The sequence below is a fragment of the Rhodococcus wratislaviensis genome (assembly GCF_041228765.1).
Classification (GTDB): Bacteria; Actinomycetota; Actinomycetes; order Mycobacteriales; family Mycobacteriaceae; genus Rhodococcus_F; species Rhodococcus_F wratislaviensis.
The window spans coordinates 4,124,179-4,139,313 of sequence record NZ_CP150488.1 but is presented as its reverse complement, the minus strand read 5'-3'; the positions used below and the strand labels follow the sequence as shown (position 1 = coordinate 4,139,313).

Below are 15,135 nucleotides of genomic sequence, written 5' to 3'. Positions count from 1 at the left end.
CGACGATGAGGCCGGTCGAGCAAAGGTGATTCTGGGGCGTCGGCCACGCCAGATCGTCCGGTCATGCTGGTTCACCGAAAAGTCGACTGTCCATCGTTGAGAAACTCACTGCCATCGAGAAATCTACTGTTATCAATCGGATTGAGCGGTCATCGGTAAAATCGAAAGACAGGTTCTGCCACGCACACGGGCTTGTCCACCGCGGTGCAATGCACTATTGCTCGGACAACGATCTGGATGCCGCCGGCGATGTCTTCGACGGTAATCAGCTCCGCGCTCAGTCGGACCTTGGATCCGACAGGAACTGGTGCCGGAAACCTGACCTTGTTCAGACCGTAGTTCACTGCCATCGACGCCTGCCGAACGGTGAGGACCTGCAGGAACATGGCACTGAGTAACGACAGCGTGAGGTAACCGTGGGCGATGGGCCCGCCGTAGGGGCTTTCGGTATTCGCGCGCTCGACGTCCACGTGAATCCATTGATGGTCGTCGGTGGCGTCGGCGAAGGTATTCACCCGGTCCTGGGTGATGTCGAACCACTCACTGCATTCGAGTTGCTGTCCGAGAAGGCCGTGGAGGCCGTCGACGTCCTCGACTGTGGTGGGCATGATTACCTGCTCTCGGAGAGTGAAGAGATCGGCGGATGGTCACGGGGTCGACGGAACGATCAGGTGATGGTGACGCCGCCGTCGACCGCGAGAGTCTGTCCGGTGACGTAACCCGCGGCATCCGAAGCCAGCCAGACGAGGGTCGCGGCAAGTTCCGCCGGCTCACCCGTCCGCCCGAGAACCATCCGGGACGCCAGACCGTCGAGGTAGCCGTCGTGATACTGGTCGGTCATCTCGGAGGCGAAGAAGCCCGGGGCGATCGCGTTGACGCGAATTCCCTTGCGTGCACCCCATTGTTGGGCGAGGTCCCGGGTCAGACCGACGATGCCGGCCTTGCTGGCACTGTATGCGGCCTGGGGCAGGCCGGCGGTGGTGAGTCCGAGGATGCTGGCAATGTTGACGATGGAGCTGCCCGGTTGCATCACCCTGCCACACGCCTGGGCGGCCCAGTACGAGCCGGCCAGGTTGATGTCGATGACCGACCGGAACTGATCGGGGGTCTCGCGGGTGGCCGGGAAGGCGGTCGCGATTCCGGCGTTGTTGACGAGAACATCGACGCGGCCGAACTCCGCCATCGCCGCGTCGACCATCGCCGTGCATTGATCCGGGTCGGCGATGTCCGTTGCCACAGCGAGAGCGCGGCGTCCGCTGGCCCGAACCATCGCGGCCGTGTCATGCAGCTTGTCGACGCGCCTGGCCGCGAGCACGATGTCCGCGCCGGCCTCGGCGAAGGCCTTGGCGAACGCGACGCCGAGGCCGGACGACGCGCCGGTGACGATGGCGACGCGGCCGTCGAGACGGAATTTGTCGAGCACACTCATGCGCAATGTCTCCTGGGGTTCAGAACCAGCTGGGGTTCATGTCGAGGGTGGTCCGGTCCAGGCTTGCCAGCAGGTCGAGTTGCGGTGTGACCTTGGGCAGCTCATGGCGGTAGAAGTAGCGGGCGGCGTGGCGCTTGCCGTCGTAGAAGTCGCCTTCTTTGCCGTCGACTGCGGTGAGCTGCTCGAGCCACATCCACGCGATCACCGTGTGCCCGACCGCCTCCAGGTACACCGACGAGTTCGCCAACGACGTCGTCGCGTCGCCCGCAGACCACAGTGTCGCGGTAACCTCGACGGTCCGGTTCCACACGGCATCGAGTTCGGCCGCGTAGCGGGCGGTGTCGCCGCCGATCACACGGCCGCGCTCGATGGTCGCGGTGACCTTCGATCCGAGCAGTGAGAGTCCGGCACCGTCTTGCATGGTGACCTTGCGACCCAGCAGGTCCAGTCCTTGAACGCCGTGCGTGCCTTCGTGGATCGGATTCAACCGGTTGTCGCGGTAGTACTGTTCGACGTCGTAGTCGCGGGTGTAGCCGTATCCGCCGTGGACCTGGATGGCGAGGCTGTTGGCTTCGAGGCACCATTGCGACGGCCAGCTCTTCGCGATCGGGGTGAGGACGTCGAGGAGCAATGTTGCTTCCTCGGCCGTCGCCGTGTCCTCGGCGGTGTCCTGCTCGTCGACCAGGCGTGAGCAGTAGAGGCCGAGCGCGAGAGCGCCTTCGACGTAGGACTTCTGCGCCAGCAGCATGCGGCGGACATCGGCGTGTTGGATGATCGGAACCGGCTGCGAGGACGGGTCCTTGGCGCCGAGGGGGCGGCCCTGGGTTCGCACCTTCGCGTACTCGAGCGACTTCTGGTAGCCGACGTAGCCGAGGGAGATCGCAAGGAAACCGACACCGATCCGGGCCTCGTTCATCATGTGGAACATATACGACAGGCCCCGATGTTCCCGCCCCACGAGGAACCCGACAGCGCCGGATTGCCCTGCTGGGGAATGTGTTCCGTCACCGAACGCGAGCAGGGTGTTGGTGGTGCCCCGGTTGCCCATCTTGTGGTTGAGGCCCATCAGCGTGACGTCGTTGCGCTCGCCGACCGCGCCGTCGGCGCCGGGAAGGAACTTCGGGACGATGAACAACGAAATGCCCTTGACCCCGGGACCGCCGCCCGGGATTTTCGCCAGCACCAGGTGCACGATGTTCTCGGTGAGCTCGTGGTCGCCTCCCGAGATCCACATCTTGGTTCCGGTGATCCGGTAGCTGCCGTCGTCCTGCGGCACCGCCCGGGTGGTGATGTCCGCCAGCGACGACCCTGCCTGGGGTTCCGACAGGCACATCGTGCCGAACCAGCGGCCCTCGAGCATCGGACGGACGTAGTCGTCGATCTGCTGCTCGGTGCCGTAGGTCGCGATCAGGTTGGCGTTGGCGGCGGTCAGGAACGGGTAGGCGGCGGTGCCGGCGTTGGCGGCTTGGAACCAGGCCATCGCCGCCCGCGCCACCGTGGTGGGCAGTTGCATGCCCCCGACGCTCTCGTCGAAAGATCCGGCGATCAGGCCCGAGGCCGCGTAGGCGTCGAGCGCCGTCTTGACCTCGTCGATCATGTCGACGGTGCCGTCCGGTCGCATGGTCGGCTCGTTCGCGTCGGCCTTCTTGTTGTGCGTGGCGAAGTGCTTGTGCGCGATGTCCGCACTGAGGTCGAGGACGGCGTCGAAGGTGTCCTTCGAGTGTTCGGCGAAGCGTTTGCGGGAGGTCAGCGAGACGACGTCGAGCCATTCGTAGAGCAGGAAGTCGATGTCGCGCCGGGAGAGTACGTCGGTCATGGGTTCATCCGTTCAGAAAGTGGCGTCAGATGGAGACACCGCCGTCGACCGGAAGGACGACGCCAGTGATGTAGCCGGCCTCCTCGGAAGCGAGGAAGCAGATGGCGTCGGCCATCTCGGACGGGTCGGCGAACCGCGAAATCGGGCCGGTGAGCTCGGCGATCTTCTCCTCAGGAATCGAGGCCGTCATCCGCGTGGCGGCATTCGGCGAGATCGCGTTGACGGTGACACCGAACGCGGCCAGTTCCTTAGCCGCGGTCTTGGTGAACCCGATGATCCCGGCCTTGGCGGTGGCGTAGTTGGCCTGGCCCCGGTTGCCGTGCAGTCCGGTGTAGGAGGTGATGTTGACGACCCGGCCGAATTCCTGCTTCCTGAAGTGCGGCACGCAGGCCCGGGTGAAGCGGAACGTCCCGCCGGCGTGGACATTCAGGACCTGGTCCCAGTCGTCGTCGGTCAGCTTCCACAGCACCTTGTCCCGCAGGATGCCGGCATTGTTGACCAGGACATCGATCCGCCCGGTTTCGGCGATCACCGTGGAAACGACGTTCTCGACGTCGTTGGTGCTGCTGACGTCGGCGGGGATGCCGACCGCGCCGACCTCACGGGCGGACTTGTCGAGTTCGTCCTTGTCGAAGTCCACCATGAACACGGTCGCCTTGGCGTCGGCGAAGTGGCGTGCGAGTGCCTGGCCGATGCCGCGGGCGGCGCCGGTGACGATGACCGATTTGCCGGTGAAATCGTAGGTGATGTTGCCCATCGAGGTTTCCTGTCTTTGTTGTCAGTTGAGGCGTTCGAGGACCATGGCCATGCCCTGTCCGCCTCCGACGCACATGGTTTCGAGGCCGAACTGCTTGTCGTGGGTGGTCAGGTTGCCCAGCAGCGTGGCGGTGATGCGGGCACCGGTCATGCCGAACGGGTGACCGAGGGCGATCGCGCCGCCGGAGACGTTCAGCTTGTCCTCGTCGATGTTCAGCTCCCGCGCCGACCCGATCACCTGCACCGCGAACGCCTCGTTGATCTCGACGAGGTCGATGTCGGAGATGCCCAGTCCCGCGATCGCCAGGGCCCGCTTGGACGCCTCGATCGGGCCGAGACCCATGATCTCCGGCGACAAACCGGACACCCCGGTGGACACGATCCGGGCCAGCGGGGTCAGTCCCAGCTCGGTGGCCTTGGTGTCGGACATGATCACCAGGGCGGCGGCGCCGTCGTTGAGCGGGCACGCGTTGCCGGCGGTCACGGTGCCGTCCGGACGGAACACCGGCCTCAGCTGGCTGACCGCCTCGTAGGTGGTGCCGGCGCGGGGGCCGTCGTCCTTCGTCACGACGGTGCCGTCGGGCAGGGTCACCGGGGGGATCTCCCGCTCGAAGAAACCATTGTTGATGGCCTCCTCGGCGCGGTTCTGCGAGCGCACCGCCCACCGGTCCTGCTCCTCGCGGGTGATGCCGGTGATCTGCGCGACGTTCTCCGCGGTCTGGCCCATCGCGATGTAGGTGTCGGGGACCAGCCCCTCCTGCCGCGGGTCGACCCACCCCTGGCCGCCCTGGGCGAGCTTCTCGGTGCGGGTCTGCGCATCGGCGTACAGCGGATTCTGGGTGTCGGGCAGCGAGTCGGAGTTTCCCTTGACGAATCGGGAGACGGTCTCGACGCCGGCGGAGATGAACACGTCGCCCTCACCGGCCTTGATCGCGTGCAGAGCCATGCGGGTGGTCTGCAGCGACGACGAACAGTACCGGGTGATGGTGGTGCCGGGGATGAAGTCGTAGCCGAGCTGGACCGCGACGTTGCGGCCCATGTTGAACCCCTGCTCCCCGCCGGGCAGGCCGCAGCCCAGGATGAGGTCGTTGATGTCGGTGGGGTCGAGCGCGGGCACCTTGTCGAGTGCCGCCTGGACCATCTGCGCGGCGAGGTCGTCGGGGCGCATGCCCTTGAGCGATCCCTTCATGGCGCGACCGATCGGGGAACGGGCGATGGAGACGATGACGGCCTCGGGCATGAGTAACTCCTACCGATTGACGTGGTGGACGGCAGTCGGTGCGGACCTGCAGCCCCTCAGTTCTAAGCAAGTGCTTATTTTCTATGCGCTCGCATATACTGGCGGCGTCGATAGATACCTGTCAACCCCTACCGATTGAGAGGCAGTGCGGTGAGTGCATCAGCGCCTGACGTCGCCACCGAGGTGGGTACATCCAAGGCCGCCGCGCGTATACGAGCAGCGGCCATCGAGGTCTTCGCCGCCAAGGGATACGGCGCGACCACCACTCGGGAAATCGCCGCGAGTCTGGACCTCAGTCCCGGAGCCGTGTACCCGCACTACAAGACCAAAGAATCGCTGCTCTTCGCGATCAGCCTGGAAGGGCACTATTCGGCGCTTTCAGCGATCACAAAAGCCGATCAACCCACCGCACTGCCGGTCGACAGGCTCACTTCCACCGTCGCTGCCTATGTGGAGTGGCACGCACGCAACCATTCCCTTGCGCGGGTAGTGCAACACGAGCTGCGATCGCTCTCACCCGAACACTTCCAAGCAATCGCGGCGATCCGACGATCGACGTCGAAAGTCTTCACGCACATCATCGAAGCAGGCGATGCGTCTGGCGATTTCCGAACGATCGACACCGAAGCCGCCACCCTCGCCATCACCTCACTCGGCGTCGACGTAAGCCGATGGTTCCCCTCGAACACGCACTCCGACCCAGCGATTCTCGCTCAGCGGTATGTGGAGCTGTCCTTGCGGATGGTGGGTGCGCAAGGCGTGTGATGCACGGGGAATTACGGAGGCCACCCAATCCTCCGCCCAATCCAGACCCAAGGTCCGTCGGGAGCCCCAGAACTGAGACACTCCACCTGCCCGCAGGAGATCTAACGTCGAGCCAACGATTTGGATCAGTTACCTGAGGAGCAGAAGTGGAACAGCGAGTTGAAATTCCCAGCGACGGCGAGACATTCACCCCCGGTAGCCATGAGTCGCAGTTGACCCAGCCAGATGCCCTCGCAGCCGCATTGGTCGAGGCTGCAACCGGGTAGTCACAAACTAGGCGGCCTGCGAATCGCCCTTCCTCGGGCGTGTGCAGATCCGCCGGTGCGGACACTTGCGGTGAGGCAGTCCACTCCCCCGTCAGCGCGGCCTCACCGGCGGCTCATGAGAGTCGAGTCGGAACTCTGCGAAATGAGCGCCGGTTGGGCACCCGCGCCAACGATGCGTAGGTGTGATTGGTGGCCCGCAAGCCGCTCTAGCGGGCCACGGATTTCAGGGACGCCGGGCGGCTGGACTCGTGGGTGTGGAACAGGAAACGCGACATGGCGGGGGTCATGGTGGCGTCCTTGCGTCGGATGAACAGGGTTTCCGCGCGCGCGTCGGCAGGCGCGAGGTGATGTACCTTCAAGGCCGCCGCCAACGGCGACGTGGTCACCACACCCAGTGGCAGCAGGGTCACGCCCATCCCCGCGGCCGCACATCCGAGGATGCCCTCGAGAGTTCCGAACTCGAGGACCGCCGGGCTCGGCACTCCGTGCTGTTCGAAGAGCCGCTCCAGCCGGGCCCGGTAGGCGCAGCCGGCCCGGAGGACGAGAACTTTGTGCCGCCCGCCGTCGGCCGGTATCGAGTCCAGGTCCGCCATGCGAACGCCGCTCACCAGCACGAGCTGCTCGACGAAGACCTGCTCGGAGACCAGGTCCGGATGCCGCACCGGGCCGCAGACGAAAGCACCGTCGAGTCGATGCTCGATCACCTGGGTGGTCAGCGCGTCGGTGGTGTCGGTCGCCAAGGTGAAGTCGACTCGGGGGCACTCTTCGCTGAAGGAGGCCAGCACACCGGGGAGCCGCAATCCCGCGGTGGTCTCCATGGAGCCGATCGCCAGTCGTCCAGCCGGATCGCGATCGTCGCTGACGACCTGCGTCACTTCCCGCACGAGCTGAGTGATTTGTTCGGCGTACGGCAGCAGACGTTCGCCGGAGTTCGTCAGGGTCACCCCACGGGCATGACGGCGGAACAGTGCCACTCCGAGTTCGTCTTCGAGCGCGCGGATCCGTGAGCTGATGTTCGACTGAACCGTCAGAAGTTCCTTCGATGCCCGAGAAATTCCGCCGGCGCGGGCCACGGCCAGGAAGAAGTTCAGATCGCCGATGTCCATGGGAATTACGGTGTTTCACTCCACAGGTCCCGAACGATCTCCCCTGCGGGGGCCGAACGAGCACTGCGATAGCCGATGCCGGCCCACAGGGCGAGGCCGTGCGGGTCGCCGCTGGCGGCGGCTGCGGCTCGCAGCCCAGTGGTCAGCAGGTGTACCTGCGGATATGCCGCCACCGCATACGCATCGAAGTCGGTGATGAAGTCATTGACCAGACCACGCGCGGGACGACCGGAGAACGCGCGAGTGACGACGGTGTCGGTGAATCGGGCGTCGTGCAACGCGGCCCGGTGTGCGGGTTTGGTCCCGGCCTCGTCGGCGTCGAGCAGAGCGGTGCCGATCTGGACGGCGGTGGCACCGGCCGCGAGTGTCGTCGCAACATCTGTTCCGGTCGCTATCCCGCCCGCCGCGATGAGGGGAAGGTCGACTGCCGAGCGGGCCGCCTCGACCAATTCCCTCGTCGAACGTGGGTCCGGCTCGGCGTCGGGGTCGAGCGTCGCTCGGTGCCCGCCCGCGTCGACTCCTTGTAGGCATATCGCGTCGACGCCCAAGCGAGCGGCCGAGACCGCCTCGTCGACGTCGGACACCGTGGCCACCACCGCGCTGCCGGCGTCGTGTAACCGATCGACGACCTCCCGCGGCGGAAGGCCGAAGGTGAACGACACCACGGGAACGGCACGCTCGACCGCGAGGTCGACCTTGGCGTCGAATGCGTCGTCGTCGAAGTCGACGATCGCCGGCAGCACCACCTGCCGGCGTTCGGCGAGCAGCTGCAGCCGCTCCCGGTAGGCCTCCACCGCTGCGCGATCGGCCAGAGGGCGGCCGGGGACGAAAAGATTGAGTCCGAACGGTGCGCTCGTCAGCGCGCGGACCGCGTCGACCTCCCGTCGAACCGCGTCGACTGTCTTGTACCCGGCCGCAAGGAAGCCGAGGCCACCGGCGGACGAGACCGCGGCGACGAGCTCGGGCGTGCTCGGCCCTCCTGCCATGGGCGCCCCGATGATGGGAATTCGGAGGCCGTCGTCGAGATCGAACACCGGGATCCTTTCGGTCGATGTGTGCGTGGTCTTTCCGTTCCTCATCGTGCACCGCCGCTTTGCGGAGCGGAAATGCCTATTCGGCTGGATCTATGCTTGGGAGTTATGTCCATCGAACTGCGGCATCTGCGGGCGGCCGTTGCCGTCGCCGAGGCAGGCTCGTTCACCGCCGCGGCGAACGAGCTCCACATCACCCAGCCGGCGCTGACTCGAACGGTGCAGCAGCTCGAGACCTCGCTCGGCGTTCGATTGTTCGACCGGACCTCGCGGGCACTCGCCCTCACCGAGGACGGTGCCGGATTCGTCGAGAAGGTGCGCGTCATTCTCGGCGATCTCGATTCCGCGGTTGCGCTGTACACCAACCGATCCCTCGTCCTCGGATTCAGTTGGCTCCTCCCCGATCCGTGGGCGCAGCAGGTGATCGACGACGTCGAGAAGAACTCCCGCGCCACCGTCGTTCCGCGTCGCTACGACGACCCCGTCGCCGCGCTGAACAACGCCACCGTGGACGCCGCCGTCGTCCGCCGGGATGTTCCCGGCGACGAGTTCGTGCAGCACCCGTTGTTCGAGGAGCAGCGGATTGCGGCGGTCTCGACCGCGTCGCCTCTCGCGACCCGTGATTCGATCGACTGGGCCGAGTTCGGAACGCTTCCTCTGGTCATCAATACCCTCAGCGGCACCACATCCGAAGATCTGTGGCCGAACCACGACGGTCCGGTGGTGACGTGCTCGAACTTCGACGAGTGGCTCGAGTTGATCGCCGCCGATCGCGGTGTCGGCACGGTTCCCGAAGTTGCCCGGAGGCGGGTAACCCATCGGAATGTCCAGTTCATCCCGCTGGTCGGTGCGCCGCCCGCGATCGTGAGCTTCGTGTACCGCCGCAACCGGGTGACACCGCTGCTGCGGGTGCTGCGGGACGCCGCGATCCGGCACTCTCCGCCACCCGGCGGTGCCACCGCCGGTCACCACGGCTGACCGTCGTCGTCGTTGTGCAGGCGGAGCCGGGTGATCTCCCGCTCCAGTTCTGCATTGCGGGATCGCAGCGGTTCGATCTCTTCCTGTAAACCCTTGCGGGCCAACGTGAGCGATTCCTGCATCCGCGCCTCGCCGTACTTCGGGGGGATGTTCTTCGTGCAGTTCCGGTCGAGCGCCTCGACGTGGACGACGAACGCACGATCGCATCCGGCCGTACCGACCCCGTCCGGTGTCGTGAGAAGCCGTGCGATGAGATCCGGATCGTCGGCACGCTCGACGACCTCGGCTCGTCCGTAGACCTTGACTCTGGTGCGGGTGGGGTAGTCGATGAAGAAGAGGGCCACTCGGTCGTTCTCGTCGAGGTTGCCGACCGTGACGAACTGCTGATTCCCCGAATAGTCCGCCAGCGCAATCGTCGTCGGGTTCGGGACGTGCACGAATCCGGGCGGGCCGCCGCGGTGCTGGATATAGGGCCACCCGGAGGGCGTCACAGTCGCGATGAAGAACGAATCGGTGGCTCGGATCAGGGCAGTGACGCGGGTGTCCAGTTCGTCGGGCAGGCCCGGGTCGCCTTCCTGCGCCCGCATGCGCCCGTACCAGTTGATGCTCCCCGTCGCCTTCTGCCGCTCGGCCACCGGAGCAGTGAACGCGATCGCGCCGTACCGGGTCGGGTGTCTCATGACGAGCACGCGGAATCGATCTGCTTCCACGCCCGCCGGACTATCGGGCTGTCCACTCCACGCCGCAACGTCAGCACGAACACCACTGCCGTGACCGTGGTTACCGCGATGGGGTAGATCAGCCCGGCGAGGACGTTCCCGGTCGCCGAGTTGAGCGAGAGCGCCACCAGAGGAGTGAAGCCACCGAACACGCCGGTCCCGATGTGGTACGCCAGCGACAGTCCCGTATAGCGGATCTGTGGCGGGAACAGTTCGGACAGGAATGCCGCAGTGGGCCCGTAGACCATGGTGACGAAGACGACCTGAATCGTCAGAGGTACGACCATCTGGATGTGGTGGCCGTGGACCGCGGCATCCCGGATCCACAGGAACAGCGGGAAGTAGCCGACCGCCGAAAGCACCAAGCCGCACAGAATGATCCGAGTCCGTCCATACCTGTCGGACATCTTGCCGAAGATGACGAAGAACGGTGTCGCGATGACCAGGGCGATTCCGACGGAGACGTTCGCGGTGAGGAAGTCGATCTTCAAGATCGTCTGCAGGAAGTAGAGCGTGTAGAACTGGCTGGTGTACCAGGCAACTCCCAGCCCGGCCGTGACTCCGAAGAGCACGACGAGCAGCAATGCGAGGGCCGGCCCGTGCGCGACCGCATCCTTGATCGGTGAGCGCGAGAGTTTTCCGCTCCGCCGCATCTCCTCGAACACCGGTGATTCGTGCATCTTCATGCGGATCTTCAATGAGAACAGCACCAGGACCGCGGACAGAAGGAACGGAATCCGCCAGCCCCACGAATTGAATGCCTGCTCGCCCAACCCGACCCGGCAGAGCACGATGACGCCGATCGACAGGAGCAGACCACCGGTCGCGGTGGTCTGGAGAACACTGGTGAGGGCTCCGCGTTTCTTCGCCGGCGAATTCTCCGCGATGTAGACGACTGCGCCCCCGTACTCTCCGCCGATCGCGAGACCCTGCAGCAGCCGCAACGTCACCAGCAGTATCGGCGCCAGAATCCCGATGTGGTCATAGGTGGGCATCAGGCCAAGCATCGTGGTGGCGCCGCCCATGATGAGCAACGTCGTCATGAACGTCTTCTTACGTCCGACGCGATCTCCCATTCTGCCGAACACCACGGCACCGATGGGGCGTACGACGAAGCCCGTGCCGAAGGCGGCAATCGTGACGAGAAGTGCTGCGGTTCCGTTTCCTTCGGGAAAGAACATCCCGGAGAACACGACCGCGAGGCTCCCGTAGATGTAGAAGTCGTACCATTCGATCAACGTTCCGACGCTCGACGCGGTGATGATCTTGCGAAGACTGCTCTTCGCGACACCGCTCGCGAGAGCAGGTGGTGACACGGACTGGCTGGTCATGGGGAATCCTTCTGGGGACGCGCGGGGTGAGGGTTTGCGAGGTCGCACCGATACGGCGCTAGGAGCCGATCGCCGCCAGGTGGTGCGAAGTGCGGCCCAGGATGGCGGCGGCGGAGCCGACCATGTCATCGATGATCGACGCGACGGTGTCGACACGATCGATCTGCCCGACGACCTCACCGACGATCAGATTCGCGACCTCGTAGTCCTCGGCCTTCACCGCTGCCCGGAATTGCTCCTGCTTCTCCTGAAGCACGCCCCGGAGGCCGGACTCGTCGCCGTGCCATCGGCGAATGAAGTCGTTGTGCAGGACTCGGCCCGTGTACCGACTCGGCCAAGGCTTCTCACGCACGATGTCGAAGGCGCTTTGCCTGATCGTGTCGTCCCCACTCGCCCGTAGCGCACGGTGCTGGGCGGCACGGGGAATCGCCGCCTCCTCGGCCGCCCAGAACCTGGTCCCGACGAGGGCACCGTCCGCTCCCAGCGCGAGGGCGGCCGCCAGGCCTCGGCCGTCACCGATTCCACCGGCCGCCAGCAACATCACATCCGGTGCCTTCCGCTGGAGAAGGTCGGCGATCTCCGGTACCAGGGTGAACGTCGATCGGGTTCCTGTTCCGTGGCCGCCTGCTTCGCCTCCTTGCGCAGCGATGACGCTCGCACCTACCGCCACCGCGCGGCGCGCTTGCTCGAGATCGTGCACCTGGCAGATCAGCGGGATTCCCGCCGCACGAATCGCAGGCGCATGCGGTGCCGGGTCGCTGAACGAGAGGAAGAGGGCCGCCGGCCGGTAGCCGATCGCCTTCTCGAGGAGCTGCGGTTGCTGCGCCATGGACCAGGTGATGAAGCCACAGCCGACCGCGTCGGTCGTCACGCGGTCGAACTGATCGCGCAGCCAGGACTCGTCGCCGTACCCGCCGCCGATCAATCCCAGCCCACCTGCCTCGGCCACCGCAGAAGCCAATCGCCCATCGGAGACGTAATCCATCGGGGCAAGGACGATGGGATGCTCGATTCCGAATTTCTCGGTGAAACGGTTCTGCAAGCTCACGCTGGACTCCTCCACAAAATCTCCGACGTGTCGCAGTGGTTCCCACGTGCTGCACGTCACACCGGATGGCTATGCGACAACGCTAGAACCGGGCGGAACAGTGGTCCAACAGTTTGTACCGATACCTGCGTTCTCCGGAACAGAACGCTCGCGCGCGCCGAGCAGGACACGTGAAATTGACTGTCCTACAAAAGAACCTGCGCGATCTTGTTCGTTAGCCGTGCAACGGCGAACACGACCATCGATTCTCATGGTCGTTCCCCCTCCTTTCCCCGATCCTGCAGTCGCCCATATCGTGTCGGCGAGAAACGCGGACCCGTCGTGAATCCTCTTCCCAAGCCGCTCACCGACGGGGTGTGTCACTGCTCGATCCGGTCGCCGAGTCCGGCGGCGAGATGGTCGACGAGTGCGCGGATACGACGGGGCACGTGCGACGTGGCGGAGTACAGCGCATTGATGTCGGCGGCGGGGGTGGGAAAGTCCGACAACACCTGGACGAGCGCCCCTTCACGAAGAAGCGGAGCGACATGCCACATCGAGCGCATGATCACACCGTGCCCTTCCACGCACCAGCGGGTTGTGACGTCCCCGTCGTTGCACAACAGGTTCCCGGCCACCCGGATGGCGATCTCGTCGTTGGCCTCCCCGAACCGCCACAATGCGTAGTCGCCCTCGTTCTCTCGCAGCACGATGCAGTTGTGGTGTTCGAGGTCCTTGGGCTGTGTGGGAGTTCCGTACCGTTCGAGATACTCAGGGGAGGCACACACCACTCGGCGGTTCCGGCTCAGGCGTTTGGCGGTCAACCTCGAATCCTGCAACGAGCCGACTCGGATGCCGATGTCGAAGGTGGTCCCGGCGATGTTGAGCGGGAGCGGCGAGAGATCGAGTTCGATCTGCACCCGCGGATGTTCGTCGAGAAACTGACCGACCAGCGGGGCTATGTGCGCCCGGCCCAACCCCAAGGTGGCATGCACCCGCACCCGGCCGACGAGTTCGGCATGCTGCTCGGAGATCGATTCCTCGAGCTCCGTCAACTCCGCCGCGATGCCCGCGGCCCCCGCCGCATAACGCTCCCCCTCAGGGGTGAGGGTGAGGCGGCGCGTCGTGCGCTGGATCAACCGCACGTTCAGCCGTTTCTCGATCCGACTCAGTCGTTTGCTCACCGACGAGACCGACACGCCGAACTCGCGGGCCGCTTCGGTCAAGCTCGACGACCGCGCAACCACGTCGAAGAACAGGACGTCTTCCGCTGATGCATCACTGGACATGGTCCCATTCTTTCCTATTTGGAAAAACTGTCTTGCTCATTTGCGGCTTTCCAGGCCGATTGTTGCCTTATAGGCTGTGATCAGTCCCACAGTAGATGGCATCGCGTAGTCCGGTCACTCCGTCTTCCGCGAATTACGCCGCAAGCCAGACATTCTCACCCCAGCAAGGAGCACACGCATCATGGGCGCAACGCATCGGATAGCAGTCATTCCCGGAGACGGAATCGGCACGGAGGTCGTCCCCGAGGGGCTGCGGATCCTCGAGGCCGCGGCGTCGGCATTCGACTTCCAACTCGACTACGAGCAGTTCGACTACGCCAGCGCCGACTACTACACCAAGACGGGCACGATGTTGCCCGACGGCTGGTTCGACCAGCTCAATCGTTTCGATTCGATCTTCTTCGGCGCGGTCGGCTGGCCGGACGTGGTCCCCGACCACATCAGCCTGTGGGGAAGCCTGCTGCAGTTCCGCCGCCACTTCGACCAGTACGTGAGCCTGCGCCCGGTCAAACTTCTCCCCGGCATCACCAGCCCGCTCGCCGGCCGCGAACCCGGTGACGTCGACTTCTACGTCGTGCGGGAGAACACCGAGGGCGAATACTCGAGCATCGGCGGCAAGATCTTCGAGGGCACCGACCGCGAAACCGTCATCCAGGAAACGGTGATGACGCGAACCGGTGTCGACCGAATCCTGAAGTACGCCTTCGATCTCGCCCAGTCCCGGCCGAAGAAGCATCTGACCTCGGCGACGAAGAGCAACGGCATCTCGATCTCGATGCCGTACTGGGATCAGCGCGTCGAAGCGATGGCCCAGAACTTCGCCGATGTCGCGGTGGACAAGTACCACATCGACATCCTCACCGCGAACTTCGTTCTGCACCCGGACTGGTTCGACGTCGTCGTCGCCAGCAACCTGTTCGGTGACATCCTGTCCGATCTCGGCCCGGCCTGCACCGGCACCATCGGCGTGGCCCCGAGCGGAAACATCAACCCGGAGCGCAAGTTCCCGAGTCTGTTCGAGCCGGTCCACGGGTCGGCCCCCGACATCGCGGGCAAGGGCATCGCCAACCCGATCGGGCAGATCTGGAGCGCGAGCATGATGCTCGAACACCTCGGCGAGACCGAGGCCGCCGCCGCCGTCATGACCGCAGTCGAGGACGTCCTCGCAGTCGGCGGCGACACGCTCACCCCTGACATGGGCGGCACGGCCACCACCAAGACTCTCGGCGAGGCAGTGCGCCGCCAGTTCGAAACCAACACCAGCATGACGTTGGTGCGATCCTAGAGAAATCAGCAGCTCCTGCCGGGTGTCGACCCGGCCGATCGGTCACCGGTCGGCACCCGGCCCACCGAATTCTTCGTCGTGGAGGACCTCACCTCCT

14 protein-coding genes are annotated in these 15,135 nt (G+C 65.1%); 3 read left to right on the top strand and 11 right to left on the bottom strand.

Translation table 11 applies throughout. The annotated features are described in order from the left end of the window. Positions 1 to 149: 149 nt before the first annotated feature. From WKC72_RS19075 to WKC72_RS19055, 5 genes are read right to left on the bottom strand one after another with little or no spacing between them, the layout of a single operon-like run. Positions 150 to 608, bottom strand: a complete 459-nt coding sequence (locus tag WKC72_RS19075) for a MaoC family dehydratase (RefSeq protein ID WP_370183980.1) — start codon at positions 606 to 608, stop codon at positions 150 to 152. Between the two features lie 59 nt (positions 609 to 667). Continuing rightward, a complete protein-coding gene (locus WKC72_RS19070; RefSeq protein ID WP_370183978.1) occupies positions 668 to 1,429 on the bottom strand; it encodes an SDR family NAD(P)-dependent oxidoreductase in 762 nt (253 codons plus the stop codon). A gap of 19 nt (positions 1,430 to 1,448) precedes the next feature. Next, complete coding sequence (locus WKC72_RS19065) at positions 1,449 to 3,245, bottom strand: acyl-CoA dehydrogenase (protein ID WP_370183975.1); 1,797 nt, start codon at positions 3,243 to 3,245, stop codon at positions 1,449 to 1,451. 25 nt (positions 3,246 to 3,270) lie between these two features. Next, positions 3,271 to 4,002, bottom strand: coding sequence for an SDR family oxidoreductase (locus WKC72_RS19060; RefSeq protein WP_370183973.1), 732 nt, complete (start codon positions 4,000 to 4,002; stop codon positions 3,271 to 3,273). Positions 4,003 to 4,023: 21 nt separating this feature from the next. Next, on the bottom strand, positions 4,024 to 5,241 hold the full coding sequence (locus WKC72_RS19055; protein WP_370183971.1) for an acetyl-CoA C-acetyltransferase: 1,218 nt from the start codon (positions 5,239 to 5,241) through the stop codon (positions 4,024 to 4,026). A 150-nt stretch (positions 5,242 to 5,391) separates the two neighbouring features. On the opposite strand from WKC72_RS19055, the gene WKC72_RS19050 reads away from it, so the two are divergent. Then, positions 5,392 to 6,006 (top strand): TetR/AcrR family transcriptional regulator, encoded by a 615-nt coding sequence (locus WKC72_RS19050; protein ID WP_037229580.1) that lies wholly within the window; start codon positions 5,392 to 5,394, stop codon positions 6,004 to 6,006. Between the two features lie 472 nt (positions 6,007 to 6,478). Here WKC72_RS19050 and WKC72_RS19045 read toward each other — a convergent pair whose 3' ends face one another. Both WKC72_RS19045 and WKC72_RS19040 read right to left on the bottom strand, forming a co-directional pair. Then, the gene (locus tag WKC72_RS19045; protein WP_268790189.1) at positions 6,479 to 7,378 is read right to left on the bottom strand and encodes a LysR family transcriptional regulator; all 900 of its coding nucleotides are present in this window, start codon (positions 7,376 to 7,378) and stop codon (positions 6,479 to 6,481) included. Positions 7,379 to 7,383: 5 nt separating this feature from the next. Further along, positions 7,384 to 8,412: a nitronate monooxygenase gene (locus tag WKC72_RS19040; protein WP_370183968.1), complete on the bottom strand. Its 1,029-nt coding sequence runs from the start codon at positions 8,410 to 8,412 to the stop codon at positions 7,384 to 7,386. A gap of 105 nt (positions 8,413 to 8,517) precedes the next feature. Here WKC72_RS19040 and WKC72_RS19035 point away from each other — a divergent pair, with 105 nt between their 5' ends. Continuing rightward, positions 8,518 to 9,387 (top strand): LysR family transcriptional regulator, encoded by an 870-nt coding sequence (locus tag WKC72_RS19035; protein ID WP_370183966.1) that lies wholly within the window; start codon positions 8,518 to 8,520, stop codon positions 9,385 to 9,387. Here WKC72_RS19035 and WKC72_RS19030 read toward each other — a convergent pair. The 4 genes from WKC72_RS19030 to WKC72_RS19015 form a co-directional block, all read right to left on the bottom strand. Beyond that, positions 9,375 to 10,067: a pyridoxamine 5'-phosphate oxidase family protein gene (locus tag WKC72_RS19030; RefSeq protein ID WP_370183963.1), complete on the bottom strand. Its 693-nt coding sequence runs from the start codon at positions 10,065 to 10,067 to the stop codon at positions 9,375 to 9,377. The genes WKC72_RS19035 and WKC72_RS19030 overlap by 13 nt on opposite strands. Then, complete coding sequence (locus WKC72_RS19025) at positions 10,064 to 11,437, bottom strand: MFS transporter (protein ID WP_370183960.1); 1,374 nt, start codon at positions 11,435 to 11,437, stop codon at positions 10,064 to 10,066. Before WKC72_RS19025 ends, WKC72_RS19030 begins: the two co-directional genes overlap by 4 nt. Positions 11,438 to 11,495: 58 nt before the next feature. Beyond that, on the bottom strand, positions 11,496 to 12,485 hold the full coding sequence (locus tag WKC72_RS19020) for an NAD(P)H-dependent flavin oxidoreductase (RefSeq protein WP_370183957.1): 990 nt from the start codon (positions 12,483 to 12,485) through the stop codon (positions 11,496 to 11,498). Between the two features lie 359 nt (positions 12,486 to 12,844). Further along, positions 12,845 to 13,753 carry a LysR family transcriptional regulator gene (locus tag WKC72_RS19015; protein ID WP_370183954.1) on the bottom strand — a complete coding sequence of 303 codons (909 nt, stop codon included), beginning with the start codon at positions 13,751 to 13,753 and terminating at the stop codon, positions 12,845 to 12,847. Positions 13,754 to 13,934: 181 nt separating this feature from the next. Between WKC72_RS19015 and WKC72_RS19010 the strand changes: the two genes are divergently transcribed. Next, positions 13,935 to 15,038 carry a tartrate dehydrogenase gene (locus tag WKC72_RS19010; protein WP_370183952.1) on the top strand — a complete coding sequence of 368 codons (1,104 nt, stop codon included), beginning with the start codon at positions 13,935 to 13,937 and terminating at the stop codon, positions 15,036 to 15,038. Positions 15,039 to 15,135 lie beyond the last annotated feature (97 nt).

Coding starts and splice junctions, on each gene's coding strand:
- WKC72_RS19035 (WP_370183966.1), top strand. CDS start 8,518: ATGTCCATCGAACTGCGGCATCTGCGGGCGGCCGTTGCCGTCGCCGAG.
- WKC72_RS19065 (WP_370183975.1), bottom strand. CDS start 3,245: ATGACCGACGTACTCTCCCGGCGCGACATCGACTTCCTGCTCTACGAA.
- WKC72_RS19015 (WP_370183954.1), bottom strand. CDS start 13,753: ATGTCCAGTGATGCATCAGCGGAAGACGTCCTGTTCTTCGACGTGGTT.
- WKC72_RS19045 (WP_268790189.1), bottom strand. CDS start 7,378: ATGGACATCGGCGATCTGAACTTCTTCCTGGCCGTGGCCCGCGCCGGC.
- WKC72_RS19030 (WP_370183963.1), bottom strand. CDS start 10,067: ATGAGACACCCGACCCGGTACGGCGCGATCGCGTTCACTGCTCCGGTG.
- WKC72_RS19075 (WP_370183980.1), bottom strand. CDS start 608: ATGCCCACCACAGTCGAGGACGTCGACGGCCTCCACGGCCTTCTCGGA.
- WKC72_RS19025 (WP_370183960.1), bottom strand. CDS start 11,437: ATGACCAGCCAGTCCGTGTCACCACCTGCTCTCGCGAGCGGTGTCGCG.
- WKC72_RS19055 (WP_370183971.1), bottom strand. CDS start 5,241: ATGCCCGAGGCCGTCATCGTCTCCATCGCCCGTTCCCCGATCGGTCGC.
- WKC72_RS19060 (WP_370183973.1), bottom strand. CDS start 4,002: ATGGGCAACATCACCTACGATTTCACCGGCAAATCGGTCATCGTCACC.
- WKC72_RS19070 (WP_370183978.1), bottom strand. CDS start 1,429: ATGAGTGTGCTCGACAAATTCCGTCTCGACGGCCGCGTCGCCATCGTC.
- WKC72_RS19010 (WP_370183952.1), top strand. CDS start 13,935: ATGGGCGCAACGCATCGGATAGCAGTCATTCCCGGAGACGGAATCGGC.